This is a genomic window from Winogradskya humida, from assembly GCF_016862215.1.
GTDB classification, from domain to species: Bacteria; Actinomycetota; Actinomycetes; order Mycobacteriales; family Micromonosporaceae; genus Actinoplanes; species Actinoplanes humidus.
The window spans coordinates 70,122-93,763 of the sequence record NZ_BOMN01000023.1 but is presented as its reverse complement, the minus strand read 5'-3'; the positions used below and the strand labels follow the sequence as shown (position 1 = coordinate 93,763).

The 23,642-nt window shown below is 70.5% G+C and carries 23 protein-coding genes and 2 pseudogenes; 15 read left to right on the top strand and 10 right to left on the bottom strand.

The features are described 5' to 3' along the window. The first annotated feature begins 56 nt into the window (after nucleotides 1–56). Entirely contained in the window at nucleotides 57–947 is an 891-nt protein-coding gene (locus Ahu01nite_RS09620; protein ID WP_203836099.1) for an SDR family oxidoreductase, read from the top strand. Here Ahu01nite_RS09620 and Ahu01nite_RS09615 read toward each other — a convergent pair. Continuing rightward, nucleotides 932–1,588, bottom strand: a complete 657-nt coding sequence (locus Ahu01nite_RS09615) for a DsbA family oxidoreductase (protein ID WP_239158740.1) — start codon at nucleotides 1,586–1,588, stop codon at nucleotides 932–934. The two genes, Ahu01nite_RS09620 and Ahu01nite_RS09615, sit on opposite strands and share 16 nt — an antisense overlap. Nucleotides 1,589–1,814: 226 nt before the next feature. On the opposite strand from Ahu01nite_RS09615, the gene Ahu01nite_RS09610 reads away from it, so the two are divergent. Next, nucleotides 1,815–2,201: a winged helix-turn-helix transcriptional regulator gene (locus Ahu01nite_RS09610; protein WP_203836098.1), complete on the top strand. Its 387-nt coding sequence runs from the start codon at nucleotides 1,815–1,817 to the stop codon at nucleotides 2,199–2,201. Here the strand turns inward: Ahu01nite_RS09610 and Ahu01nite_RS09605 are convergent. After that, complete coding sequence (locus Ahu01nite_RS09605) at nucleotides 2,198–2,866, bottom strand: maleylpyruvate isomerase N-terminal domain-containing protein (RefSeq protein ID WP_203836097.1); 669 nt, start codon at nucleotides 2,864–2,866, stop codon at nucleotides 2,198–2,200. The genes Ahu01nite_RS09610 and Ahu01nite_RS09605 overlap by 4 nt on opposite strands. Nucleotides 2,867–2,925: 59 nt before the next feature. On the opposite strand from Ahu01nite_RS09605, the gene Ahu01nite_RS09600 reads away from it, so the two are divergent. The 5 genes from Ahu01nite_RS09600 to Ahu01nite_RS09580 are packed head-to-tail and all read left to right on the top strand — an operon-like array spanning nucleotide 2,926 to nucleotide 6,502. Next, nucleotides 2,926–3,831 (top strand): metal ABC transporter substrate-binding protein, encoded by a 906-nt coding sequence (locus Ahu01nite_RS09600; RefSeq protein ID WP_203836096.1) that lies wholly within the window; start codon nucleotides 2,926–2,928, stop codon nucleotides 3,829–3,831. Further along, complete coding sequence (locus tag Ahu01nite_RS09595) at nucleotides 3,824–4,627, top strand: metal ABC transporter ATP-binding protein (protein ID WP_239158739.1); 804 nt, start codon at nucleotides 3,824–3,826, stop codon at nucleotides 4,625–4,627. The genes Ahu01nite_RS09600 and Ahu01nite_RS09595 overlap by 8 nt, the downstream gene beginning before the upstream one ends. Then, complete coding sequence (locus tag Ahu01nite_RS09590) at nucleotides 4,627–5,457, top strand: metal ABC transporter permease (RefSeq protein WP_203836095.1); 831 nt, start codon at nucleotides 4,627–4,629, stop codon at nucleotides 5,455–5,457. Before Ahu01nite_RS09595 ends, Ahu01nite_RS09590 begins: the two co-directional genes overlap by 1 nt. Beyond that, nucleotides 5,454–6,227, top strand: a complete 774-nt coding sequence (locus Ahu01nite_RS09585) for a metal ABC transporter permease (RefSeq protein WP_203836094.1) — start codon at nucleotides 5,454–5,456, stop codon at nucleotides 6,225–6,227. Before Ahu01nite_RS09590 ends, Ahu01nite_RS09585 begins: the two co-directional genes overlap by 4 nt. Continuing rightward, on the top strand, nucleotides 6,224–6,502 hold the full coding sequence (locus tag Ahu01nite_RS09580; protein WP_239158738.1) for an ArsR/SmtB family transcription factor: 279 nt from the start codon (nucleotides 6,224–6,226) through the stop codon (nucleotides 6,500–6,502). The genes Ahu01nite_RS09585 and Ahu01nite_RS09580 overlap by 4 nt, the downstream gene beginning before the upstream one ends. A 129-nt stretch (nucleotides 6,503–6,631) precedes the next feature. Here the strand turns inward: Ahu01nite_RS09580 and Ahu01nite_RS09575 are convergent. From Ahu01nite_RS09575 to Ahu01nite_RS09560, 4 genes and pseudogenes are all read right to left on the bottom strand, one after another. Continuing rightward, nucleotides 6,632–8,034: pseudogene (locus Ahu01nite_RS09575) on the bottom strand (IS3 family transposase). A gap of 245 nt (nucleotides 8,035–8,279) precedes the next feature. Further along, nucleotides 8,280–8,928: pseudogene (locus Ahu01nite_RS09570) on the bottom strand (DUF6642 family protein); the annotation flags it as partial. Between the two features lie 93 nt (nucleotides 8,929–9,021). Continuing rightward, nucleotides 9,022–9,648 (bottom strand): TetR/AcrR family transcriptional regulator, encoded by a 627-nt coding sequence (locus Ahu01nite_RS09565; protein ID WP_203836092.1) that lies wholly within the window; start codon nucleotides 9,646–9,648, stop codon nucleotides 9,022–9,024. 10 nt (nucleotides 9,649–9,658) lie between these two features. Beyond that, the gene (locus Ahu01nite_RS09560) at nucleotides 9,659–10,543 is read right to left on the bottom strand and encodes an AurF N-oxygenase family protein (protein WP_203836091.1); all 885 of its coding nucleotides are present in this window, start codon (nucleotides 10,541–10,543) and stop codon (nucleotides 9,659–9,661) included. A 45-nt stretch (nucleotides 10,544–10,588) separates the two neighbouring features. Between Ahu01nite_RS09560 and Ahu01nite_RS09555 the strand changes: the two genes are divergently transcribed. From Ahu01nite_RS09555 to Ahu01nite_RS09520, 8 genes are all read left to right on the top strand, one after another. Further along, on the top strand, nucleotides 10,589–11,272 hold the full coding sequence (locus Ahu01nite_RS09555; protein ID WP_203836090.1) for a TetR family transcriptional regulator: 684 nt from the start codon (nucleotides 10,589–10,591) through the stop codon (nucleotides 11,270–11,272). After that, the gene (locus Ahu01nite_RS09550; protein ID WP_203836089.1) at nucleotides 11,269–11,556 is read left to right on the top strand and encodes a DUF4873 domain-containing protein; all 288 of its coding nucleotides are present in this window, start codon (nucleotides 11,269–11,271) and stop codon (nucleotides 11,554–11,556) included. Before Ahu01nite_RS09555 ends, Ahu01nite_RS09550 begins: the two co-directional genes overlap by 4 nt. Before the next feature lie 5 nt (nucleotides 11,557–11,561). Then, nucleotides 11,562–13,001: a flavin-containing monooxygenase gene (locus Ahu01nite_RS09545; RefSeq protein WP_438874763.1), complete on the top strand. Its 1,440-nt coding sequence runs from the start codon at nucleotides 11,562–11,564 to the stop codon at nucleotides 12,999–13,001. A gap of 90 nt (nucleotides 13,002–13,091) precedes the next feature. Next, nucleotides 13,092–14,312, top strand: a complete 1,221-nt coding sequence (locus Ahu01nite_RS09540) for an AGE family epimerase/isomerase (protein ID WP_239158737.1) — start codon at nucleotides 13,092–13,094, stop codon at nucleotides 14,310–14,312. Between the two features lie 85 nt (nucleotides 14,313–14,397). Then, complete coding sequence (locus tag Ahu01nite_RS09535) at nucleotides 14,398–14,616, top strand: hypothetical protein (protein WP_203836086.1); 219 nt, start codon at nucleotides 14,398–14,400, stop codon at nucleotides 14,614–14,616. Nucleotides 14,617–14,696: 80 nt separating this feature from the next. Next, the gene (locus tag Ahu01nite_RS09530; protein WP_203836085.1) at nucleotides 14,697–15,131 is read left to right on the top strand and encodes a GntR family transcriptional regulator; all 435 of its coding nucleotides are present in this window, start codon (nucleotides 14,697–14,699) and stop codon (nucleotides 15,129–15,131) included. 11 nt (nucleotides 15,132–15,142) lie between these two features. Beyond that, on the top strand, nucleotides 15,143–16,033 hold the full coding sequence (locus tag Ahu01nite_RS09525) for an ABC transporter ATP-binding protein (protein ID WP_203836084.1): 891 nt from the start codon (nucleotides 15,143–15,145) through the stop codon (nucleotides 16,031–16,033). Further along, a complete protein-coding gene (locus Ahu01nite_RS09520) occupies nucleotides 16,030–16,995 on the top strand; it encodes an ABC-2 membrane transporter-related protein (protein ID WP_203836083.1) in 966 nt (321 codons plus the stop codon). Before Ahu01nite_RS09525 ends, Ahu01nite_RS09520 begins: the two co-directional genes overlap by 4 nt. A 13-nt stretch (nucleotides 16,996–17,008) precedes the next feature. Here Ahu01nite_RS09520 and Ahu01nite_RS09515 read toward each other — a convergent pair whose 3' ends face one another. From Ahu01nite_RS09515 to Ahu01nite_RS09495, 4 genes are read right to left on the bottom strand one after another with little or no spacing between them, the layout of a single operon-like run. Continuing rightward, on the bottom strand, nucleotides 17,009–18,343 hold the full coding sequence (locus tag Ahu01nite_RS09515; RefSeq protein ID WP_203836082.1) for a nitrate/nitrite transporter: 1,335 nt from the start codon (nucleotides 18,341–18,343) through the stop codon (nucleotides 17,009–17,011). Further along, nucleotides 18,340–18,666: a Rieske (2Fe-2S) protein gene (locus Ahu01nite_RS09510; protein WP_203836081.1), complete on the bottom strand. Its 327-nt coding sequence runs from the start codon at nucleotides 18,664–18,666 to the stop codon at nucleotides 18,340–18,342. Before Ahu01nite_RS09510 ends, Ahu01nite_RS09515 begins: the two co-directional genes overlap by 4 nt. Beyond that, entirely contained in the window at nucleotides 18,663–21,119 is a 2,457-nt protein-coding gene (gene nirB / locus Ahu01nite_RS09505) for a nitrite reductase large subunit NirB (protein WP_203836080.1), read from the bottom strand. Before nirB ends, Ahu01nite_RS09510 begins: the two co-directional genes overlap by 4 nt. Continuing rightward, entirely contained in the window at nucleotides 21,119–23,584 is a 2,466-nt protein-coding gene (locus tag Ahu01nite_RS09495) for a molybdopterin oxidoreductase family protein (protein ID WP_498370793.1), read from the bottom strand. Before Ahu01nite_RS09495 ends, nirB begins: the two co-directional genes overlap by 1 nt. Nucleotides 23,585–23,642 lie beyond the last annotated feature (58 nt).

Here is a 23,642-nt window from a genome sequence, read left to right as displayed (position 1 = left end):
GCATCGTGAGCGTACGGTGATGCCACTGAGTGCAATCAACGACGCGGAGGTTTGGCATGCGGGTATTCGTCACCGGGGCGTCCGGGCACATCGGCTCGGCGGTCGTGACCGAGCTGCTCGGCGCCGGGCATCAGGTCGTCGGGCTGGCACGTTCCGACAGCTCCGCCGCCGCGATCACGGCAGCCGGCGCGGAGGTGCAGCGTGGTGACCTGAGGGATCTCGACGCGGTACGCGAGGCCGCGGCAGCGTCGGACGGGGTCATCCACCTGGCGTTCGAGCAGCTCACCGCGGACATGGCCGAGAGCCTCGGCACCGACCTGCGGGCGATCGAGGCGATCGGGACGGCGCTGGAGGGGTCGGGGAAGCCGTTCGTGGGCACCAACGCGTCGATGACGCTGTCATTCCTCGGCGGGATCACCGATCGGCCGGCCACCGAGCAGGACGTCATGCCGGGCGGGCCGCGTGCCGACGCGGAGAACGCCGTGATCGCGCTCGCCGAGAAGAACGTGCGCTCGTCCGTGGTGCGGGTTCCGCCGCTCGTGCACAGCGAGCACGACCGCAGCGGCCTGTTCCCCATGCTCGTCGGGATCGCCCGTTCACGGGGTGTCGCGGGATACGCCGGCGACGGCGCCAACCGCTGGCCGGCCGTGCACACGCTCGACATCGCGCGGCTCTACCGCCTGGCACTCGAGGGTGCCCCGGCCGGATCGCGGCTCCACGCCGTCGCGGAGGACGGCCTGACGCTGCGGGAGCTCGCCGAGGTCATCGCGGCAAAGCTCGGCGTGGAGGCCGGGAGTGTCGCGCCTGAGGACTTCGGGCCGCTTGCGATGTTCGTCGCGCTGGACAACCCGATGTCCAGCGAAGGGACCCGCCGGCTGCTCGGGTGGCAGCCGGCCGGCCCGACCCAGGCCGAGGATCTCGGCCGGGCCTTCTACTTCACGAGCTGAGCGTCGTGGGCGGTGGTCAGGGCCTGCAGGAACAGCTCCGAGGACTGGGCGCCCGAGATGCCGTAGGCGCGGTCCAGGACGAAGAACGGGACCCCTGACGCACCGTACGCCCGAGCCTGCTGAATGTCCGCGTTGACGTCGGCGGTGTACTCGTCGCTGCCGAGAACCCGCTCCGCCTCGGCGGCCGGGACGCCGACCTCGTCCGCGAGCCGGACGAGCGTGGGGGTGTCCATGGCCGCGCCCTCGATGAGGTTGGCGCGCATGAGCCGCTCGTGGGCCTCGGCGCCCAGGCCGTGCGACTTCGCCAGGTGCAGCAGGCGGTGTGCGTCGAACGTGTTGAAGCTGATCGCGTTCTCGAAGTCGTAGTGCAGGCCCTCGGCCTCGGCAAGCTGGCCGACCTGCGCGGTCATGGTCTTGACCTGCGCCTTCGAGCCGCCGAACTTCTTCGCGAGTGCGTCGTAGACGGGCTCGCGCTTGTCCCTGGGCGCCGACGGGTCGAGCTGGAAGCTGCGCCACACGATCTCGACGTCGGCGGCGTGCTCGAACGTGTTCAGCGCCGTCTCCAGGCGCCGCTTCCCGATGTAGCACCACGGGCAGACGACGTCGGACCAGATCTCGACCAGCAAGGCAGTTCCTCTCACAGACAGGTTCCGTCGGAGCACGCCTCGGCGTCCCCGGATCCCAGCACGATCAACCCACGCAACGCCGGCTCGACGACCGGGGCCGGAGCCTGCGAAGAGACCGGCGGAGATGCCACGGGCGGCGGGTCGGTAACCGGTTGCGATGTCATCGTGTACTCCTGGGTTACTTCTTGTGCGTTACCCCATGATGCGTGAGCATGGAGGTGATCCGTAAGGGGGCACATCCGTGTCAGTCACGCACACCGGGGTAAGTAAGCCCGAAGGCCCCACTTCCGACGGCTGCGCGATCCGGGAGGTCCTGGACCGCGTCGGCGACAAGTGGAGCGTACTCATCGTCGTGCTGCTCGGGCACCGCACGCACCGGTTCAATGAGCTGCACCGCTCGATCGAGGGCATCAGCCAGCGCATGCTGACCCTGACGCTGCGCACGCTCGAGCGCGACGGGCTGGTGAAGCGTACGGTGCATGCGAGCGTCCCACCCCGCGTCGACTACGAGCTGACGGAGCTGGGCCGCACTCTGCTCGTACCCGTGCAGGCCCTTGATGATTGGGCCCGCGCCCACCGCGACGACATCCGCGCGGCCAGGGTCACCCACGACGCCCGCGTGAGTTAGAGCCGGAGCGGGGGGAATCCCGCGACGGCCGGGCCCCGGCCGCTGGACCACTCGATGTAGTCCAGGATCGGGATGACGGTGTCTCCGATGAGGACGACCCGGTCCTGGACGGCCGCGGTGATGCCGTGCCGGACGCCGCGCTGGGCCAGGTGCTGGGCGCAGACCACGGCCGCTGCCGGGTCGACCCAGGCGGCCGGTTCGGCGTCAAGTGCCCGGGCGAGGTCGATGCCGTGGACGGCACCCTCGACGCACCGGGTGACCAGGAAGTCGCCGAGGCTCACGGCGCCCATCCGGACCGTGACGAGCCGGGTGTCCGGGACGCCTTCGAGTGCCTGCGCCGCCGCTTGGACCGCCGTGGCGAGCTCCGCGGACCAGGAGACCGGTGAACGGGCGTCGTCGATCGCGCGCTGCTTGACGGCGGCCGCTGCCCGCGCCGCGACGTCGTAGTAGCCGGCCAGCTCGACCGTGCGGGCGGCGGGTTCGGGGCGGGCCACCGCGGGCGCGACCGCACCGATGTTGCGGGTGACGTGGGCGACAAGTTCCAGGACGCGCCACGGTTCGAGCCGGGCCGGGAGCTCGAGCTGGGCCGGTTCCAGGGCCTCCACCCGGGCGGTGAGCAGGGCGAACTGGGCCAGCGCGGCAGTGCGGGCGACAGATGCGGACATGCGCACATCGTGTCATGACCATTAGACGATAAAATTGAAAACCATTACCGTTTCGCCGCATGAACCGAGTACTTCCCCTGGCACTTGCCGCCGGTCTCGCCTTCTCCATCGCGGCCTGCGGAAACTCCGACAGCAAAGCCGCCGCTGATGGCAATGCCGCCCTGAAGGTCGTCGCCACCACCCCCGAGGTCGCCGATTTCGTCCGGCAGATCGGCGGCGACCGGGTCGCCGTCACCCAGATCATCAAGCCGGGTGTCGACCCGCACGACTACGAGCCCACCCCCGCCGACCTGCAGGCGATCGGCGCCGCCGAGGTCGTCGTCGAGAACGGCGTCGGCCTCGAGGAATGGCTCGACGGGACGATCGAGGCGGCCGGGTTCGACGGTACGGTCGTCGACGCGAGCAAGGGCGTCACCCTGCGTACCGACGATCCGCACATCTGGCACAGCCCGGTGAACGCCAAGATCATGGTCACGGACATCGAGAAGGCTCTCGCCACCGCCGAGCCGGCCGCCGCGGGCACGTTCGGCACCAACCTGACCGCGTACGCCGCCGAGCTCGACAAGCTGGACGCCGACAACCAGGCCGCGTGGGCGAAGGTCCCCGCCGCGCAGCGCAAGCTCGTCACCAACCACGACGCGTTCGGCTACTACGTCGACCGCTACCAGCTCGACTTCGTGGGCTCAGTCATCCCCAGCCTGGACACGTCGGCCGAGCTCTCCACCGCGCAGCTCGCCGCGCTGGTCGCCAAGATCAAGCAGACCGGCACGAAGGCCATCTTCACGGAGAGCTCGCTGCCGCCCAAGACCGCCGAGGCCATCGCGGCGCAGGCGGGGGTCAAGGTCATCGGCGGCGAGGACGCGCTGTTCGGCGACAGCCTCGGCCCGCAGGGTACGGAGCAGGGCACGTACCTCGGCGCCGAGCGCCACAACACGGCCACCATGACGGCGGCCCTGGGTGGCTGAGCCTCCGCCGCCGGGGCCCGTCCCCGCTCAGCGGCACGCGTCGCAGCCCACGGCGCTGCGGATCGAGGCAGCCGGATTCGGTTACCGCGGCACCACCGTGCTGTGGGACGTGGAGCTGACCGTCGGCGAGGGGCGGACCCTGGCGCTGGTCGGGCCGAACGGGGCCGGCAAGTCCACCCTGATCAAGTCGGTGACCGGGCTGGCCGACCTGGTCACCGGTTCGGTCACCGTGCTCGGCCGGGCACTGCCGAAGGCGCGCGGGCTCGCCGCGTACGTGCCGCAGGCCGAAACGCTCGACCCGGACTTCCCGGTAAGCGCGGCCGACGTCGTGCTCATGGGCCGCTACCGCCGGATCGGCTGGTGGCGGCCCACCGGCCGGGCCGACCGGGACGCGGCCCTCGCCGCCCTGGACCGCGTCGGGCTCGCCGACCGGGCGAGCACGCGCTTCGGGCTGCTCTCCGGCGGTCAGCGCCAGCGCGTCCTGGTAGCCAGGGCGATAGCCGCCGAGGCCCGGCTGCTGCTGCTCGACGAGCCGCTCAACGGGGTGGACGCCACCAGCCAGGAACGCATCCTGACGGCGCTGGGCGAGCTCACCGCCACGGGCACCGCGGTCGTCATCAGTACGCACGACCTCGCCGTCGCCGCCCGGATCGCCGACCAGGTGTGCGTGCTCAACGGGCGGCAGTGGGCGGCGGGGACACCGGGCGAGGTGCTCACCCCGGAGGTGCTGCGGGAGGCGTACGGCAACCACGCCGTCGACCTGCCGGACGGCCGCACGATGCTGGTGGAGACCTGATGCTCGAGGCCCCCTTCATGCTCCGCGCGCTGGCCGAACTCACCCTGCTCGCCCTGATCTGCGGCCCGGTCAGCGTCTTCGTCTTCGCGCGGCGGCTCTCCTTCGTCGCGGACGCGCTCACCCACACCGTCTTCCCCGGCGTGGTCGCCGGCTTCCTCGTGTCCGGCGCCGACGGCGTCTTCGGCGGCGCGCTGGTCGCCGGGCTGGTCACCGCCGTCGTCCTGACGCTGCTCACCCGGGGCGGGCTGCTCTCCGACGACGCCGCGACCGCCGTCGTGCTGACCGCCCTGTTCTCCGTGGGCGTCGCGCTGGTGTCGAGGCGGTCGTCGTACACCTCGGATCTGACCGCGTTCCTGTTCGGGCGGCTGCTGACCGTCACGCCGGGTCAGCTCGTGGAGACCGCCGTGCTCGCCGTGCTCACCCTGACGCTGGTCGCGATCGGCGCGCGGGCCTGGGTGTTCCGCGCCTTCGACGTGGGCGGTGCCGCGGCGGCCGGCTACCGGATCGCCCGGCTCGACCTCGCCCTCAACCTGGTGGTCGCGCTGGTCGTGGTCGCCGCGGTCCGGGCGGTCGGGACGATCCTCGTGGTCGCCCTGCTGATCGTCCCGGCGGCGGCCGCCCGGATGCTCACCGACCGGCTGATCGCGATGGCGGCGGCGGGGACCGTGCTCACCCTGCTCTGCGGGTACGCGGGCCTGTGGCTGAGCTGGACGGCGTCGGTGGACCACGGCGTGCGGCTCACATCGGCCACCGCGGTGGTGCTGGCGCTCGTGCTCGCGTACGTGCTGCTCCTCCCCGTCGGTCTGCTCCGGCGACGGCGGCCGGCATGACCTACGCGTACGCGGAAGCCGTCCTCGCCGGAGCCCTGGCCGGCCTGATCGGCGTGCAGGTCGTGCTGCGCCGCCTCTCCTACTTCACGATGGCCCTGACCCACGCGACGTTCCCGGGCGTCGTCGCGGCCGCCATCCTCGGTGTGAGCATCACACTCGGCGGTGCGCTGGCCGGCGTACTCGTCGCCTGCGGGGTGGCCGCGCTCACCCGCCGCCGTGGCCAGGACGCCGCGGCCGCGACCGGAGTGATCGTCGCAGCGGGTTTCGCCATCGGCGTGGGCCTGGTCGCCCTCCAGGACGGCTTCAGCCGCGAACTCTCCTCGTTCCTGGTCGGCAGCATCGTGACAACCGGCCGCCAGGACGTCGTGACCACGGCGATCGTGCTGATCCTGGTCGCGGGCGTGCTGGCCTTCTTCGGGCGGGGGCTGCTGTTCACCGGCTTCGACGCGGCAGCCGCCCGGTCCGCGGGCTACCGCCCGGGCCTCTACGACCTGCTCCTGCTCGTCACGATCGAACTGGTCATCGTCACGATCGTCCCGGCCGTCGGCACGATCCTGGCACTCGCCCTGATCGTGGCCCCGGCCGCCGCCGCCCGGCTCTGGTCCACCCGCCTTCCGGTGGTCACCGGTCTCGCGGTCACCCTGGGCATGCTCAGCGGCCTCCTCGGGCTGCCGCTCTCCGGCCTGCTCGACATCGCCGCCGGCGCTGCCATCACCCTGGTCGCAGCCGCCTTCCTCATCGCCTCGCTCGCAGCCCGGAGAACCTCGTGATCCCCCGAGCGGTCACGGCCCTGCAAGCAATGGGCTACGAGCACCGCCTCAACATCCTCGTCGCGCTGCGCGACGGCGAGTCCACCCCGGACGACCTGTCCCGGCGCCTCAACGTCGACACCACGGTCATCGGGCACCACATGCGCTACCTACGCGACGCCGCCCTGGTCACCCGCCGCCGCGACGGCCGCAACGTCTACTACCGCCTCCGCGACCCCACCGTCGACCGCCTCATCGCCGAGGTCCTCCACTACGCCTCCCAGCCGCAGCGCTGAGTGTCGCCTGCGCCACGCATTGTGAGGCTAGAAAATATTAACTATTTCATTGGAAAATACGATGTTGTGGGTTTGACAGTCGCTGCCGCATGACATCGGAACGTGTCAAGGAATTGGGGCCGGCGGGTGTTAAGCGGCTTGTGATTCCGGTCCGGGTTGGTTGATCCAGACCTGGTCAGGTAGGTCGAGGATCTTGGGTAGTAGCCGGGTGGTGCTGAACCGGTGCGGGTGGGCCGCACGGGCTGCGGTCAGGGTGGTTTCCCGGCCGGCGCGGACGGTGTGGTGGCGGTCGTGGTGGACCTCGGCCGGGGTATGCAAGCCGATCCCGGAGTGCCGGTGGGCGTGGTTATACCAGGTCACGAACTCGGTCATGAACGCCCGCGCCTCGGGCAGGGATGCGAAGCGGTCCGGGAAGACCGGCGCGTATTTCAGCGTCTTGAACCAGGCCTCGCTGAACGGGTTGTCATTGGACACTTTCGGTCTTGAGTGTGAGCGGGTCACGTCGAGGTCTTCGAGGAGATCAGCCACTGATTTCGAGGTCATCGAGGTGCCCCGGTCGGCGTGGACCACGTGCGGGACTCCGTGGGTGTCGAAGACCTCCCGCATCATGGCCTGCGCGAGGGCCCCGGATTCGCGGGCGTGGACTTTCACCCCGACGATGAACCTCGAGTAGATGTCGATCATCACGTAAGCGTCGAAGTAGGTGCCCTTGACCGGGCCGGCAAGTTTCGTGATGTCCCAGGAGAACACCTGCCGCGGCCTATCCGCGACCAACTCGGGACGAGCCCGGGCCGGGTGCCGGGCCAGCCGTCGACGGTCACCAACTTGGCGGTTCTCGCGCAGAATCCGATACATGCTGGCGATCGAGGCCACATATACGCCTTGGTCCAGCAGGGCCGCGTAGATCTGGGCCGGGGCTGCGTCGATGAACTCCGGACTGTTCAGCAGTCGCAGGACCAGTTCACGCTCGCCGGCGGTGAATGCGTTCGCCGGCACCCGCGGGGCCGGGCGTGACAGGGTTGGGCGCAGCCGGTCGCGTTCCGCGCTGGAACGGGCGATCCCGGTGACCCGAGCCGCATCCCGTGTTGTGGTCCCCGCCCTGGTCAGTGCCTGGTAGGCGGTCATCAGCGTTTGCCGAGCCCGAACACGTCCGGACCGTCCGGCTCGCTCCTGGAGATGTCCTCCAAGAGCTCGTGCGCTTTTCCCATGATCGTCAACGCCGTCTCCGTGCGCGCGAGTTTCGACTGGGCCAGTTGCAGCTCGCGGCGTAACCGGGCGATCTCGGCCTGTTCCGCACTGGGTCGTCCGACCGTCTGACCGGCCGGTTTTCCTTGCAGCAACCCGCTGTCACGGGCCCGGCGCCACTCACCGATCAACGACGAGTACAAGCCCTCACGCCGCAGGAACGCCCCACCCTCACCCTCCAACACGGCCTGCTCATACCCGGCCAGCAACTCCAACTTCTGACCCGGGGTGAACGACCGGCGGGCCCGCGGCCCGCCCGCACGAGGGCCTGGCTTCTTGCGACTCATGACCCCATCCTGGGCCGTCACGATGTCAACAGCAGTATTCAACGGTTCCCGATCCTGAACTCGCCCCGTCAGGCGGACTTGCTATGAACCGCTGGCCTCAACTCACCCTGACAGACAGGGCATTGCGTTGGGCCGCAGTTCGGCGCAACATTCCGTCCCACCCAGTGACGCCATTTCGGCAGCGTCACCCTATGCCCGACTGTGCTTACTCTTGGTTGACATTGCGGCGTGATCGTTGCCGATCGGGGCCGGGCCGAGGGAACCCGGCCTGGTCGGTCCGGGCTGGGGTGACGCGGGTCGGCGGAGCTTTCAGCCGGTGCGGCCGTTGGCGTAGACACAGCGGAAGCCGAGGTGTTCGGCGAGGGCGGCCCAGCGGGTGGAGCGGACGAGGCGTTCGACGCTGTCGATGCGACCGCCGTTGACCAGGGCGTTGAGGACGACGGTTTCGAAGGCGGCGGATTCGACCCAGTCGATTGCCTTGGTGAAGCCGCAGAGCATCGCGGCCTTCGTTTCGTGGAGGAATTCCTGCAGGACCCGGTCGGAGGCTCGCAGCACCGAGCAGCTGCCGAAGTAGAGTGTGCGCCCGGCGCAGCGGCCGGACATCCAGGCGCCGATCTCGTCGAGTTCGACGGTGGTCTTGGCGGTGAGGCAGAGCTGGGACGGCTGGCCGTGCAGGGCGAAGAAGCCGACCTTGTAGTCCTTGTACTTCTGGGACAGCCACGTGTCGAGGTAGTAGTGCAGCTCCTCGATCGTGGCCGTGTCGCGGTGGATGAACCTGATGCTGCCGAGCCGTTCCAGCAGCTCAAGGGTGGGCAGGACGGAACCGCGCTCGGTAAGGTCGTCCTCCCATTGTCCCTCCACGCAGAACACGCCCCCCGGCTTACGCACTACCACTCCCTCCCTGGATCCTCGCCGACCCTAAGGCCTTGACCATAGACGCTGGCCGGACTGGAAGCGGTGCGCGGACCGGGCACCCGGGGACGCAGGCTAAGGCGTGAGGTGGGCCAGGGGTATGACGAGGCGGTCGACGATCGCGGGCGGCCAGGGGAAGGCGTGGCTCACCGCACGCTGGTGGGCAAGGCCGTGCAACCCCAGCCACAGCGCGACCGCGTCGGCGAGCGGGTCGTCGCTGGTGGAGCGGCCGGCCGTTACGCAGTCCTGCAGGGTTCCGGCGATCACCCGCAGCGCGCCCTGTCCCAGCTCGGCGGCGGCGTCCGGCGTCATCGCCTCCGCTGCCACGGCGTCGGGGGCGCTCCACAGGCCGCCGAACATGACCCGGTAACGCTGGGGGCGGCTCCGGGCGTACTCAAGATAGGCATCACAGACAGCACGCAGCCGCACCACCGGGTCCTCAGCCACGGCGGCGTCGCGCAGGCGCTGCTCAAACTCGGCGAAGGCCTCCCCCACCAGGGCGACCAGGATCGCCTGCCGGTCGGCGAAGTGCCGGTAGATCGAGGGCGCGGCGATGCCGATCTGGCGGGCCACGGCACGCAGCGTCACCGCCTGCTCGTCGCCGGTCTCGTCGAGGATCGACGCCGCGGCGGCCACGATGTCGGCCCGCAACCGCGAGCCTTCCCCACGGGGGTTCCGGCTGCGGGATTCTGTCGCGGTCACGGCCAAGACATTACTGGTCGCCGAGCAGGCCGGACCGTCGCCACAGCACGAGACCGGGGCCGCCGATCAGATCCAGCTCCCGCAGGTACGCGACCACTTTCGCACCCGCCCACCGCAGCGTCTCCCGGTGACCGGGGTTCGACCGGGCGGCCCGCGCACCGGTCTGCGGGTCGATGCCGACCGACGCGTACACGCCGGGCGCGATCAGGCGGCGGCCGGTCAGGTAGGCGGCGCGCGCGATGATCAGGCGGTCGTAGCCGAGCCGGCGGCGCCCGGCCGCGCGGACCTGGCGGGCGAGTTCCTCGCGGGCGTACCGGACGTGCCGGGCCTCCTCGATCACGTGGATCCGGGAGACCATCCGGACCAGGGGCTGCACGGACTCGTCGGCGGCGGCCTCGCGCTGCAGGGCGTCGAGGATCTCCTCCGCGATGAGGATGGCCGCGTACATGCGGGGGCCGGTGGCGGTCGCCGCGATGAACGTGCCGAGCCGCTGGTCGAACGGCCCGACCCGGTAGACGGGGCAGTCCAGCTTCGCGATCATGCGGCCGAACATCACCGAGTGCCGGCACTCGTCGGCGACCTCGGTGAGCGCGTACTGGGCGTGGGCGGTGGTCGGGTCCTGTTTGTAGTACTCGCGGATCAGCAGCTGCATGAGGATCGTCTCGAACCAGACGCCGAGGCCGGCGATGCTCGCGACCTCGTGTTTCGTCAGGGTCAGCCGCTGCTCGGGGGAGAGCCCGTCCCACAACGGCGTGCCGTGGAGCGACGAACGGTGCTGCGGCACGAACCATCGGCCGGGCACCAGCGGCGCGTCCCAGTCGATCTCCACGTCGGGGTCGTAGGAGTGCGCCGCCGAGGACTGCAGGAGACGGGCAGCTGTCTGCGATCGGTCCATTCAGCACCGCCAGGGTTGACGTTACGACAGGTAACAGATACTTCTATGAGCATGGACGCGGGCAGGGAACAGGTCAAGGGCGGGGACGGGCGGAGCCGCCGGTGGGCCGATCATCGGGAGCGTCGCCGCGGCGAGCTCGTCGAGGCCGTCATCACCGCCATCCGCGAGCTCGGCCCCGAGCCCGGCATCGACGCGATCGCGGCTCACGCCGGGGTCAGCAAGCCTGTGCTCTACCGCTACTTCGAGGACAAGGGCGCGCTGTGGGAGGCGGTCGGCCTGCGTGCGGCGCAGGACCTGATCGCGGTGGTCGCGCCCGCGGTTGCCCGGGTACGCGAGGAGCGCGCGGTCGTGACGGCCGCCGTGGACGCGTACCTCAGCTTCATCGAGGGCGACCCGCACCTCTACCGCTTCGTCGTCCACCACCGCGGTCTCGCCCGGGAGCGCGACGTCGTCGCCGACGCGGTCGACACCGTGGCCAGCGGTCTGGCGCGCATCCTCGGCGATCGGCTGCGGACGCTCGGGCTGGACTCGGGAGCCGCACTGCCGTGGGCGTACGGAATCGTGGGTTATGTCCAGACCGTGGGTGACTGGTGGCTGCGACATCGGCAACCGATCGGCCGGGAGGCCCTCGTGGAGTACCTGACGGCCTTTCTCTGGAGCGGGATCGCCGGCATCCGGACCGCCGCCGACCTGCCCTTCGGCCTGTCCCCCGAGGCCGTGCGGCCATGACCGGCCCGCCCGAGGAGTACCGGGGCCCTGCCACCGTCCACGCCGGGGACGCCGAAGTGACGGTCGAGGTCCGGCTCTCGGCACGGTTCGAGCCCCTCGAGGGCCGCTACCGCTGGGCCGGACGGGCCGCGCCGGACGAGACCTTGAGCGCCCGCCTCCGCTCCGGCGACCGGGACGTCACCATCCAGATAGGTACGCACGGAGCGCCCGCGAAGCTCGCCGAGCCCGACCCCTGGGGCCGTGTCCGTCTCACCGGTTCCGGGCGGCCGCCGTGGCGAGGGTGAACACTGTGGGTATGGCCGACCACTTCGACGTGCTGATCATCGGCGCGGGGCTCTCCGGGATCGGCGCGGCCTGGCGGCTGCAGCAGCAACGGCCCGGCACGACGTACGCGATCCTGGAGTCCCGCGCCGACCTGGGCGGCACCTGGGACCTGTTCCGCTATCCCGGGGTCCGCTCCGACTCGGACATGTTCACCCTGAGTTACCCGTTCCGGCCGTGGCGCGGGGAACGCTCCCTGGCGGACGGCCCGGCGATCCTCGACTACATCCGCGACACGGCCCGCGACGGTGGCATCCTGCCGCACATCCGCTTCGGCACCCGGGTGCTCAGCGCGGCCTTCCACGACGGCCGCTGGTCGGTCACCACCAGCTCCGGGACTTTGACCTGCGATTTTCTGTACGCGTGCACGGGCTACTACGACTACGAGGCGGGCTACCAGCCGGAGTTTCCCGGCGCGGACGACTTCCAGGGTCGCATCGTGCACCCGCAGTTCTGGCCCGCCGACCTCGACCATGCCGGTAAACGCGTCGTCGTCATCGGCAGCGGCGCCACCGCCGTGACCCTGGTCCCCGCGCTCGCGGCGACGGCGGCCCACGTGACGATGCTCCAGCGCTCCCCCACGTACATCGCGGCCCGCCCGGACCACGATCCCGTCGCCGACACGCTGCGCAAGCGGTTGCCGCCGGCCCTGGCCCACCGTGTCATCCGCGCCAAGAACATCCTCATCACGCAGGGCTTCTACCACCTCGCCCGGCGCCGCCCGGAGCGCGTCAAGTCGATCCTGCGCACGTTCGCCCTGCACCACCTCGACGACCCCGCGTACCTCGACGAGCACTTCACCCCGTCCTATCAGCCCTGGGACCAGCGTCTCTGCGTGGTCCCGCAGGGTGACCTCTTCGCCGCGATCAGGTCAGGCAGGGCCGCCATGGCCACGGCCCACATCGACCGTTTTGTTCCCACCGGCATCCGCCTGACCGACGGCCGGGTCCTGGAAGCGGACGTCGTGGTGAGCGCGACGGGCCTGTCCGTGCTGGCCATCGGCGGCGCGGAGCTCACCGTCGACGGCAAGAAGGTCAATCTCGGCGAGACCGTCGCCTATCGCGGGATGATGCTCGGTGGCATCCCGAACTTCGCGTTCTGCGTCGGCTATTCCAACGCCTCCTGGACCCTGCGAGCGGACCTGTCCCACCGCTACGTCTGCCGCTTGCTCGGCCACATGGCCAAGCACGGTTACACGACGGCGACACCCGGCATCCCCGCGGGCGAACGCCGCCCGCTCATGGAGCTGACCTCGGGATACATCCAGCGGGCCCTGAACAACTTCCCGTCCCAGGGCGACCGCGCCCCCTGGACGGTCCGGCAGAACTACCTGATCGAAGCGGTGACGGCCCCGCACGCCAACCTCCGCAGAGACATGCACTTCTCCCGCACCCCGCCGCCGGCCTGACAGCGACCGCAGCGTGCCAATTGAGGGGTTTGAGCGTTCTGGCACTCCCTCAGGCCAGGCGGCGAAACAGTCTGACCTAAAGTGATCTACATGTCCGTGTGGCCGACGAGTCAAGTTCACCACCGCTGGCTGGACCAGCACAGCCGCGATCTGCTGGCCTTCGGCCGCCGCACCGCCGACCCGGGCGGCGGTGCGCGCTGGCTCGACGCCCGCGGCCTGCCGGTGCCGGGACGGCCGGCCTCGGCCCTGATCAGCTCCAGGATGACCCACGTGTACGGCATCGGCGCGCTGCTCGGCGTCCCCGGTGCGGGCCCGGTCGCCGCCCAGTCGATGGCCGGGCTGACCGGGAGACTGCGCGACACCGTGCACGGCGGCTGGTTCTCCTCGGTCACCGACGACGGCACGCCGGAGCCGGGCAAGTCCTGTTATGACCATGCTTTCGTGATCCTGGCCGCGTCGACGGCGACCCAGGCGGGCCTGCCCGGGGCGGCGGAGCTGCTCGCCGACGCCTGCGCGCTCTTCCTGGAGCGTTTCTGGGACGACCGCGCCGGCATGTGCGTGGACACGTGGGACAGCTCGTTCAGCACGCTGGACGAATACCGCGGCATCAACGCCAACATGCACACCGTCGAGGCGATGCTGTCCGTCGCCTCGGTCACCGGCGACCAGGCGTGGACCGAGCGTGCCCTGCGCATCTGCCGTTTCGTGGTGACCACCGCGTCCGCGCACAACTGGCGCATCCCGGAGCACTACGACAGCGCGTGGACACCGATCCCGGAGTTCAACGCCGACAAACCCGACCACCCGTTCAAGCCGTACGGCGCCACGATCGGCCACGGCCTGGAGTGGTCCCGCCTGCTCCTGCACGCGGCGGCGTCCCCGCTCGGCGGCAACGAGGAGTGGCTGACCACCGCGGCGACGGAGCTGTTCGACCGCGCGGTGACGGACGGCTGGGCCGTGGACGGCAACCCCGGCTTCGTCTACACCACCGACTGGTCCGGCCGGCCGGTGGTCCGTGACCGCATGCACTGGGTCGCCGCGGAAGGCATCAACGCGGCAGCGGCCCTGCACGCCCTCACCGGCCGCCAGGTCTACGCCGACCACTACCGCGAGTGGTGGGACTACGCCGCGGAGTTCCTGATCGACCACGAGCACGGCTCCTGGTTCCACCAGCTCGACGCCGCCAACGTCCCCACGGACACGGTCTGGCCGGGCAAAGCCGATCTCTACCACGCCTTCCAGACCACTCTGGGCCCCCGGCTCCCCCTCTGGCCGATGCTGGCGACCGCGGTGGACCAGCACCTCGCCTGAGCGACGCAGTCGTTTCAGGGCCGGTCGGGGCCCGCGGACATGAGAGTGTGTACGCGAAGGCCTCGATCGGAAGGTGCGTGCCCTCATGCCGACGAAGTTCCTGATCGCGATGCGAGGCTACGACATCAGGCAGGTCGACCGCCTGCTCGCAAGCGCCGACGAGGCCATCGCCTCCGGCAGCGAGGCTCAGCGTGATTCCGCGCGGGAAGCGCTGACGAACCCCGAGTTCACGCAGCGACTCCGGGGCTACGCCCGCATCGAGGTCGACGAGGCCATCCGGGACCGCCTCACCAAACTGGCCTGACGCCACCCGCCTCACCTCCTTGAGCCTGGGACCCTCACTGTCCTATAGTCCTAATGTCGTAGGACAATGGAGGCGTCACGATGATCGAGTTCGTGCTGGACAGCCGGTCGAAGGTGAACACCTATGCACAACTCGTGCAGCAGGTGAAACAGGCGTTGCGGGTGGGGCTGCTGACGCCCGGGGACCAGCTGCCCAAGGTGCGGGATGTCGCGCAGTCGCTGGCGATCAACCCGAACACGGTGCTGAAGGCGTACCGGGAGCTCGTGCTGGAAGATCTCGCCGAGGGCAGGCCGGGCGTGGGCACCTTCATCCGCAACACCCTGGCCGGCGAGTCTCTCGTCCACCAGGCCGAGTTGCGCGGTGAGCTGGTGCACTGGCTGCGCAAGGCGCAGGTGGCCGGTCTGTCCGATGAGGACATAACTGCGCTCGTCGAAACGACAACCAGGTCGCTGCGGCAGGACGACGCCCTGCGGGCGGAAGACAGCAACGACACCGTGCGGTCCGAAGTCCTGTGAGAGGAACGGAAATGGAGCACGTCCTGGTAGCCGACGCTGTCGGTAAACGGTTCGGGAAGCGGTGGGCGCTCAAGGACTGCACGGTGGCGCTCCCGGCGGGGAACGTCACCGCGCTCGTCGGGCCCAACGGTGCCGGTATGAGCACGTTCCTGCATCTGGCGGTCGGGTTGTCGCGGCCGGATGCGGGCGGGATGCGGGTGCTGGGCGCGGATCCGTACGAGAACATCACCGTCCTGGCCGATCTGGGTTTTGTCGCGCAGGACACCCCGGTCTACCGCGACTTCACGGCCGACGAGCTGGTCGTCATGGGTGGCAAACTCAACCGGCGGTGGGACGCGCCGCTGGCCCGCACCAGGCTGGCGCAGCTCGGCATCCCGCCACGCAAACAGGTGGGCAAGCTGTCCGGCGGGCAGCGGGCCCAGGTCGCGCTCGCCCTCGCGCTGGCGAAACGACCGCGGTTGCTGATCCTCGACGAGCCGGTGGCGAGCCTCGACCCGCTGGCCCGGCAGGAATTCCTGCAGTCGTTGATGGGCAGCGTCGCGGAGTCCGGCACCAGCGTGCTGCTGTCGTCCCACATTCTCGCGGATCTGGAACGGTCCTGCGACTACGTGGTGGTCATGCAGGCGGGCCGCGCGCAGCTGACCGGCAGCATCGACGACATCGTCGCCGGGCACCGGCGCCTGATCGGGCCCCGGCATCTCGGCGAGCCGATCGGCGGGGTGACCGCCATCGTGCGGGAGCGCCACACCGACCGGCAGTCGACGCTGCTCGTGCGGACATCGGGGGCGATCAGCGATCCGTTGTGGACGGTGCAGGAGCCGACGCTCGAGGACATCATCCTGGACCATCTCGCTCAGCGCGACGAGCGGGCGACGTACGAGGATTGGGGCGTGGCGGCATGATCTGGCTGACCTGGCGGCAGCACCGGCGGCAGTTGCTGGCGAGCGTCGCCGGCCTCCTGGCACTCGCCGCGGTGCTGGTGCCGACCGGCATCGCCATGCACCACGCGTTCGACCGGCTCGGGCTGGCGCAGTGCCTCGGCGCCGCCGCCACGGCGGGCTGTCCCAAGAAGTTCGACGACTTCACCAACGCGTACGGCACGTTCGTCTTCCTGGCCGTGCTGCTCCTGGTCCTGCCCCTGCTGATCGGGATCTTCTGGGGCGCGCCGGTGGTCGCCCGCGAGGTCGAGCAGGGCACCCATCGGATGGTGTGGACGCAGGGCATCACCCGGCGCCGCTGGATCCTCACGAAGGTGTTCCTGCGCGGCGCCGCGGTGACGGTGTTCGCCCTGCTCTACGGTCTCGGCACGGCCTGGTGGTGGGAGCCGATGTCGCGCATCGACTCCGACCAGAGCCGTTTCGGGGCGGTGTTCTTCGATCTGCAGGGCATCGCACCGGTCGGCTACACCCTGTTCGCCGTGGCACTCGGGATCGCGGCGGGCACGGCGATCCCGAAGGTCGTCCCCGCGATGGGGGTGACGCTGGCGGGATTCATCGTGGTGCGCGTCGCGGTCGCGATGGCCGCCCGGCCGCGTTTCATGCGGCCCGAGACGAACGAATGGCTCGTCGCGAGCGGGCCCGGACGCCGGCGCGAGGCCGGGCCCGGTAGCTGGATCATGTCCACGACCGTGCACCAGGCCGACGGCAGGTTCGTCGCGGACGGGACGCTGCGATGCCCGCTGCCGGCCGACGGCGGATGCCAGTCGGACAACGACTTCGGGGTGCGGGCGGGGGCGTACAACCTCGACACGTTCCAGCCGGCGGACCGTTACTGGACGTTCCAGGCGATCGAGACCGCCGTCTTCGTGCTGCTCGCGGCCCTGCTCATCCTCTGGACGGTCCGCCGCCTGCGCCGCGTGGTCTGAAAGCGCCGCGCAGTCAGACGCCTGCCAGACGGCGGGGCGACGGGCGGAGGTAGACCGCCCACGTCACCAGGACGCACAGGGCGTAGAAGCCGATGAAGGTCAGATAAGCCGCGTCCGCGGTGTGGTAGGTCAGGAACGACTGCCGGAAAGCGAGATTCACGAGTACGCCGCCGAACGCCCCGATCGCCCCGGCGATCCCGATCACCGCGCCGGAGAGGCGGCGGGCCTCGTGCTCGTCGCCCGGGTGCCGCACGGCGAAGATGCGCGGGATCATCTTGTACGTCGAGCCGTTGCCCAGCCCGCTGAAGACGAACAGCGCGACGAAGCCCACGAGGTAGAGCGGCAGCGAGCGCAGCTGGGACGCCAGCAGCACCGTTCCCGCGCCGGCGGCCATCGCGACGAAGTTCCAGAACGTGACCCGGGCACCACCGAGCCGGTCGGCGAGGGCGCCCCCGACCGGGCGGATCAGCGAGCCGAGCAGCGGGCCGAGAAACGTGAGGTAGGCGGCCTTCACCGGCGTGCTGAACACGTCCGCGAACTGCACCTGCAGGACCTGGCCGAACGCGAACCCGAAGCCGATGAACGAGCCGAACGTGCCGATGTAGAGCAGCGACATGACCCACGTGTGCCGTTCGCGGACGGCGTCGCGCATGCCGCGCTTCTCGTTGCGTGCCTGCGACAGGTTGTCCATGAACAGTGCGGAGCCGAGGGCGGCGAGCACGACGAGCGGGATGTAGATGCCCGCCACGAGCCCCGGGCTGCCCGCGCCGAACACCGCGAGCACGAACAGGCCGACCAGTTGCACGGCGGCCACGCCCAGGTTGCCGCCGCCCGCGTTGATGCCGAGCGCCCAGCCCTTGAGCCGGTCGGGATAGTAGGCGTTGATGTTCGCCATCGAGGAGGCGAAGTTGCCACCGCCGACGCCCGCGACCGCGGCCAGGATCAGCAGGGTCGAGTAGGACACCCCGGGCTCGAGCAGGAACGCCACGAGCAGGGTGGGAACGAGCAGCAGGGACGCGCTCACGATGGTCCAGTTCCGGCCGCCGAACCGCGCGACCGCGAACGTGTACGGGATCCGCAGCACCGCGCCGACCAGCGCCGGGACCGCGGTGAGCAGGAACTTCCCGGCCGGGTCGATGCCGTACGCGGGACCGAGGAACAGCACGAGCACCGACCACAGCGTCCACACCGAGAAGCCGATGTGCTCGGAGAAGATGGAGAACGCGAGGTTGCGCCGCGCCACCCGGGCACCGGTCCGCTCCCAGAACGCCGGGTCCTCCGGCCGCCAGTCGTCGATCCAGTGCCCGTGCACGGTGAGAGCCGGGCGGTCCAGGGCTGCGGTGCTCATGGGGAAACCTCCGGGTAGATGACGATGGTCCGGTCCGCGTCGACGCCGACGGGGAACGACGTGAGGTCCGGCTGGCCGCTCAGCGAGCAGCCGGTGGCCAGGTCGAAGACGAACAGGTGCATCGGGCAGACCACGACGGTGTTGTCGATCTGGCCGTCGGCGAGCGGGCCGCCCCGGTGCGGGCACAGCGCCGAGACCGCCCGCACCGACCCGTCGCGCAGCCGGAAGACGGCGACCATCTCGCCGTCCACGGTGTAGGTCCGGCCCTCCCCCACCGGGATCTCGTCGAGCGGCCCGAGCCGGTGCCCGCGCAGGCCGTTCATCGGACCGGCACCTGAGGCAGCACGACCAGCGGCAGCGAGGTGCGGAACTGCCCGGGGGTGACCGGTTCCGCGCGTTCCTTCCACGGATCCCGGTAGGCGGCGACCGACGTGGCCATCGCGGCGTCCAGGTCCGCGGCGAGCCCCTCGGCGTCGTCCACGACGATCGCGCGGAGATGCTCGATGCCGACCCGCGGGACGAACGCGTACGTCCGCTCGAGCCAGTTGGCGTTCTCCCGGTAGTACTGCAGGAACCGGCCCGTGAGCGTGATGACCTCGTCCGCCGACCCGACCGTCGCGAGCAGATCACCCTTGCGCACGTGCGCACCCGCGGCACCACCGACGTAGATCTCCCAGCGGCCGCCGTCGACGGCCACGACGCCCAGATCCTTGACGTACGCCTCGGCGCAGTTGCGCGGGCACCCGGTCACGGCGAGCTTCATCTTCCCGGGGCCCTCGATGCCCTGGAACCGCTCCTCGATCGCGATCCCCAGTGCCGTCGAGTCACCGACCCCGAAGCGGCAGAAATCCGAGCCGACGCAGGTCTTCACGGTGCGGAAGCTCTTGCCGTACGCGTACCCGGACGGCATGTCGAGCTCGGCCCAGATCTGCGGCAGCTTCTCCTTCGGCACGCCGAGCAGGTCGATGCGCTGCCCGCCGGTGAGCTTGACCATGGGTACGTCGTGCCGCTCGGCCACCTCGGCGATCCGGCGCAGCTGTGCGGGGGTGGTGACGCCGCCCTTCATCTGCGGCACGACGGAGAACGTGCCGTCGCGCTGGATGTTCGCGTGCACCCGGTCGTTGATGAAACGGGCGTCGCGCTCGTCGACGTACTCGTCGCCCCACATCATCTTCAGCAGCGAGGCGAGGCCCATCTTGCTCTTCGCGTCCTCCTCGCCGCCGGGGACGAGCGTCGCGAACACCGAGGACACCGACCGCAGCCCGTGGGTGCGGATCGCGTGCATCAGCTCCGGCTTCGGCATGGGTACGCCGGGCACGTACCACGAAGCCTTGGGGTCCTCCTCCGCCTCGCCGCCGGCGGCCCACTCGACGATCTGCCGGACCAGGCCCTTGCACGTCCCGCAGCCCTTGCCCGCCCGGGTCTTGTCCATGACGCCGCTGACCGTCCGGCACCCGCCGTGCACGGTCTGCACGATGGCTGCCTTGCTGACCCCGTTGCAGTTGCACACCTGCGCGTCGTCGGCGAGTTCGGCCGCGCTCACCTCGGCGGGCGGGCCACCCAGGTCGAACATCAGCTCGACGCGGTCCTCCGGCAGCGCCAGGCCACGATCGAACGCCTGCATCAGGAACGCGACCTTGGAGACGTCACCGACGAGCGTGGCGCCGATGAGCCGGCCGTCGCGGATGACGACGCTCTTGTAGACGCCCTTCCGCGGTTCGCTGAACACGAGCGTCTCGTCGTCGTCGCGCTCGGCCTCCTTGACGCCCATCGCGGCCACGTCGACGCCGGCCACCTTGAGTTTCGTCGCCACCCGGGAGCCGTGGTAGGCGGCGTGCGGGTCGCGGCCGGTCAGGTGGTCGGCGAGGACCTTGGCCTGCTCCCACAGGGGCGCTACCAGCCCGTACGTCTCGCCGCGGTGCTGCGCGCACTCCCCCACCGCGTAGATGTCGGGCTCGTCCTGCGCCCGCATCTGGTCGTCGACGACGATCCCGCGCTCCACCACGAGCCCGGCCGTCTCCGCGACCGTGGCGTTCGCCCGGATGCCGGCGGCGACCACGACGACGTCGCAGTCGAGCACCCGGCCGTCCTTGAGGCGGACCCCGGTGACCTCGTGCTTGCCGAGGATCTCGGTGGTGTGCGCGCCGGTCACGATGTCGATGCCGAGCTGTTCGACGCTGCGCCGCAGGATCGCGCCGCCCTGCGCGTCCAGCTGGGAGTTCATGAGATGCCCGGCCGCGTGCACGAGCGTGACGTGCCCGAGGTGGTTCTGCAGGCCGCGGGCCGCCTCCAGGCCGAGCAGCCCGCCACCGATGACGACCGCCCGCTCGTGCTCGCGGGCGTAACGGATCATCGCCCGGGTGTCGTCGAGCGTGCGGAACGCGAAGACGCCCTGGTGGTAGCCGCGGCCGGGGCGGTGGATGCCGGGGATCGGCGGCACGAACGCCCGGCTCCCGGTGGCGATGATCAGCGTGTCGTAGGCGGTGGCGCTGCCGTCCTCGGCGTAGACCTGCTTGGCGAAGCGGTCGATGCGCGTGATGCGGGTGCCGGTGTGCAGGGTGATGGCGTTGTCCGCGTACCAGGAGAGGTCGTTGAGGAAGATGCCGGACTCGTCCTGCACGCCCGCGAGGACGTTGGACAGCATGATCCGGTTGTAGTTGCCGTACGGCTCGTCGCCGAACACCGTGATCTCGAAGCCACCGCCGCGGGCCAGGATCTCCTCGACCGTGCGCACCCCGGCCATCCCGTTGCCGATGACGACCAGTCGCGGCGCCATCAGACCTCCACCAGCCCGAGGTCCACGACGACGGTCCCGGTGAGCCCGGCCGGGGCGGCGAGCCACAGCTCGACCGTGGTGCCGGAGTCCAGGTCCTCGACAACGCGCAGCGACACGTGCACGTCGCTCCTGGCCCCGATCGGGAAGTAGCGCATCGGCACGCCGTCGCGCATCAGAACAGCGCAGACGAGCTCGCCGCTGGAGTTGCCGCCCCGGAAATAGACGGCCTGGGCGACGACACCGTCGGGGACGACCAGGCGCAGCGCGCCGTCGACCGGTACGGGCTCGTCGAGCCCCTTGCCCTCGAAGGGGAAGACGCCCTGCAGGAAACGTGGTGTGGAGTGCACCTCGGCCGGTCCTTTCGTCGGGGTGAGCGGCGCGATCATCACCGCGCACGCTTTGAACGCGGGCATCCGGGAGTGCCGGTCCAGCGCCGGGTCGGTCAGCGTGTTGATGCCGGGCCAGTGGAACGGCGCGAAGACCGTGTCCGGCCGGATGCCGGGGTCGCAGCGGGCCCGGAGCACCGCGGCACCACGCCGGGTGCGCAGCTCGACCAGGTCGCCGTCGGTGATGCCGTGCCGGCGGGCCAGGTCGGGGTGCAGTTCCGCACGCGGCTCCGGGGCCGCCACGGTCAGCGACCGCACCCGGCGGGTCTGGGTGCCGCTCTGGTACTGCTGCATGTTGCGGCCGGTGGTGAGCACGTACGGGTAGTCCCGGTCGGGCAGTTCGTTCGGGTCGCGGTGCTCGACCCGGACGAAACGCGCACGCCCGTCCGCGGTCGGGAAGCCGTCGGTGAACATCCGTGGCGTCCCGGGATGGTCCTCGGCCGGGCACGGCCAGAAGACGCCGTCCTCGTCGTCGATCCGCTCGTAGGTGATGCCGGCGTAGTCGGCGATCCCACCCGCGCTGGCCCGGCGCAGCTCCTCGAAGACCTCGCGCGGCTCGTCGGAGAAGAAGGCACCACGGCCGAGCCGGTCGGCGAGGTCCTTGAGGAAGCGCAGGTCGGTGCGGACCTCGCCGGGTGGTTCGGCGGCTTTACGGCGCCGGATCACCCGGCCCTCCAGGTTGGTCATCGTGCCCTCCTCCTCCGCCCACTGCGCGGTGGGCAGCACGACGTCGGCGAGGGCCGCGGTCTCGGAGAGGAAGATGTCGGAGACGACGAGCAGATCGAGGGCGCGCAGCCGCTCGATCACGTTGCTGCTGTGCGGAGCGGACACCGCGATGTTGCTCGCGAGCACCAGGAGCACGCGCACGCCGCCGGGGGTGCCGAGCCGGTCGAGCATCTCGTAGGCGGACAGCCCCGGCTGCGGAAGCTCGTCGGGGTCGATCCCCCACACCCGGCCGATGTGCTCTCGCGCGGCGGGATCGTCGAGGCGCCGGTATCCGGGCAGCTGATCGGCCTTCTGCCCGTGCTCCCGGCCGCCCTGCCCGTTGCCCTGCCCGGTGATCGTCCCGTAGCCCGAGAACGGACGGCCGACCAGGCCGAGGGCGAGCGCCAGGTTGAGGTACGCCTGCACGGTGTCCGTACCGTTGCTGTGCTGTTCGGCGCCGCGCGCGGTCAGGATCATCGCCGGCCGCTCATCCGCGAGCAGATGGACGGTTTCGCGCAGCTGGGCCTCGGGCACCCCGGTCATCCGCTCGACCCGCTCGGGCCAGTACCCGTTCACCGCTGCCCGCACGGCGTCGAACCCGGTTGTCCGTTCACTCACGAACGCCTCGTCGACCAGGCCCTCCCGGACGGCGACGTGCAACAACCCGTTGGCCAGCGCCAGGTCCGTGCCGGGCACAGGCTGAAGATGACGGTACGCACCCCGCGCGGTCGCCGTCCGCCGGGGATCCACGACGATGTGCTTCGCCCCCGCGGCCCGCCCGGCGTCCAGGAACTGCATGGACGGCGGCATCGCGTCGGCCGGGTTCGCGCCGACGAGCAGCACCGTGCGGGCCTGAGCCACATCCTCGATCGGGAACGGCAGCCCCCGGTCGACACCGAGCGAGCGATTGGCCGCCGTCGCCGCCGACGACATGCAGAACCGGCCGTTGTAGTCGATCGACGAGGACCGCAGCGCGACCCGGACGAACTTCCCCAGCGTGTACGCCTTCTCATTGGTGAGCCCGCCCCCGCCGAACGCCCCGACGCTGTCCGCACCGTGCTCGCGCTGACTCGCCCCGATCCCGGCGACGATCCGCGCCAGCGCCTCCTCCCAGCTCCCCGCCCGCAACGGGCTCGACCGGTCACCCGCAACCGTGCGGACCAGCGGAGTGAGCAGCCGCTCGGGGTGGTCGAGCAGCTCGGCCGCGGTCCATCCCTTGGCGCAGAGCCCACCCCGGTTGACCGGGAAGTCGGCCGGCTCCAGGCGCAGTCCCGGCCCGGGCCCGCCCCGGGCCGGCGGCTCCGAGATCAGGTGGATGCCGCACTGCAGCGCGCAGTACGGGCAGTGCGTCTCGGTCAGCGTCACGCCACCGATCGTGTCCGCACGGCGTTTCGGTAACCGGCCCGCAACGATTGCCGTGCCGTTCGGTAAT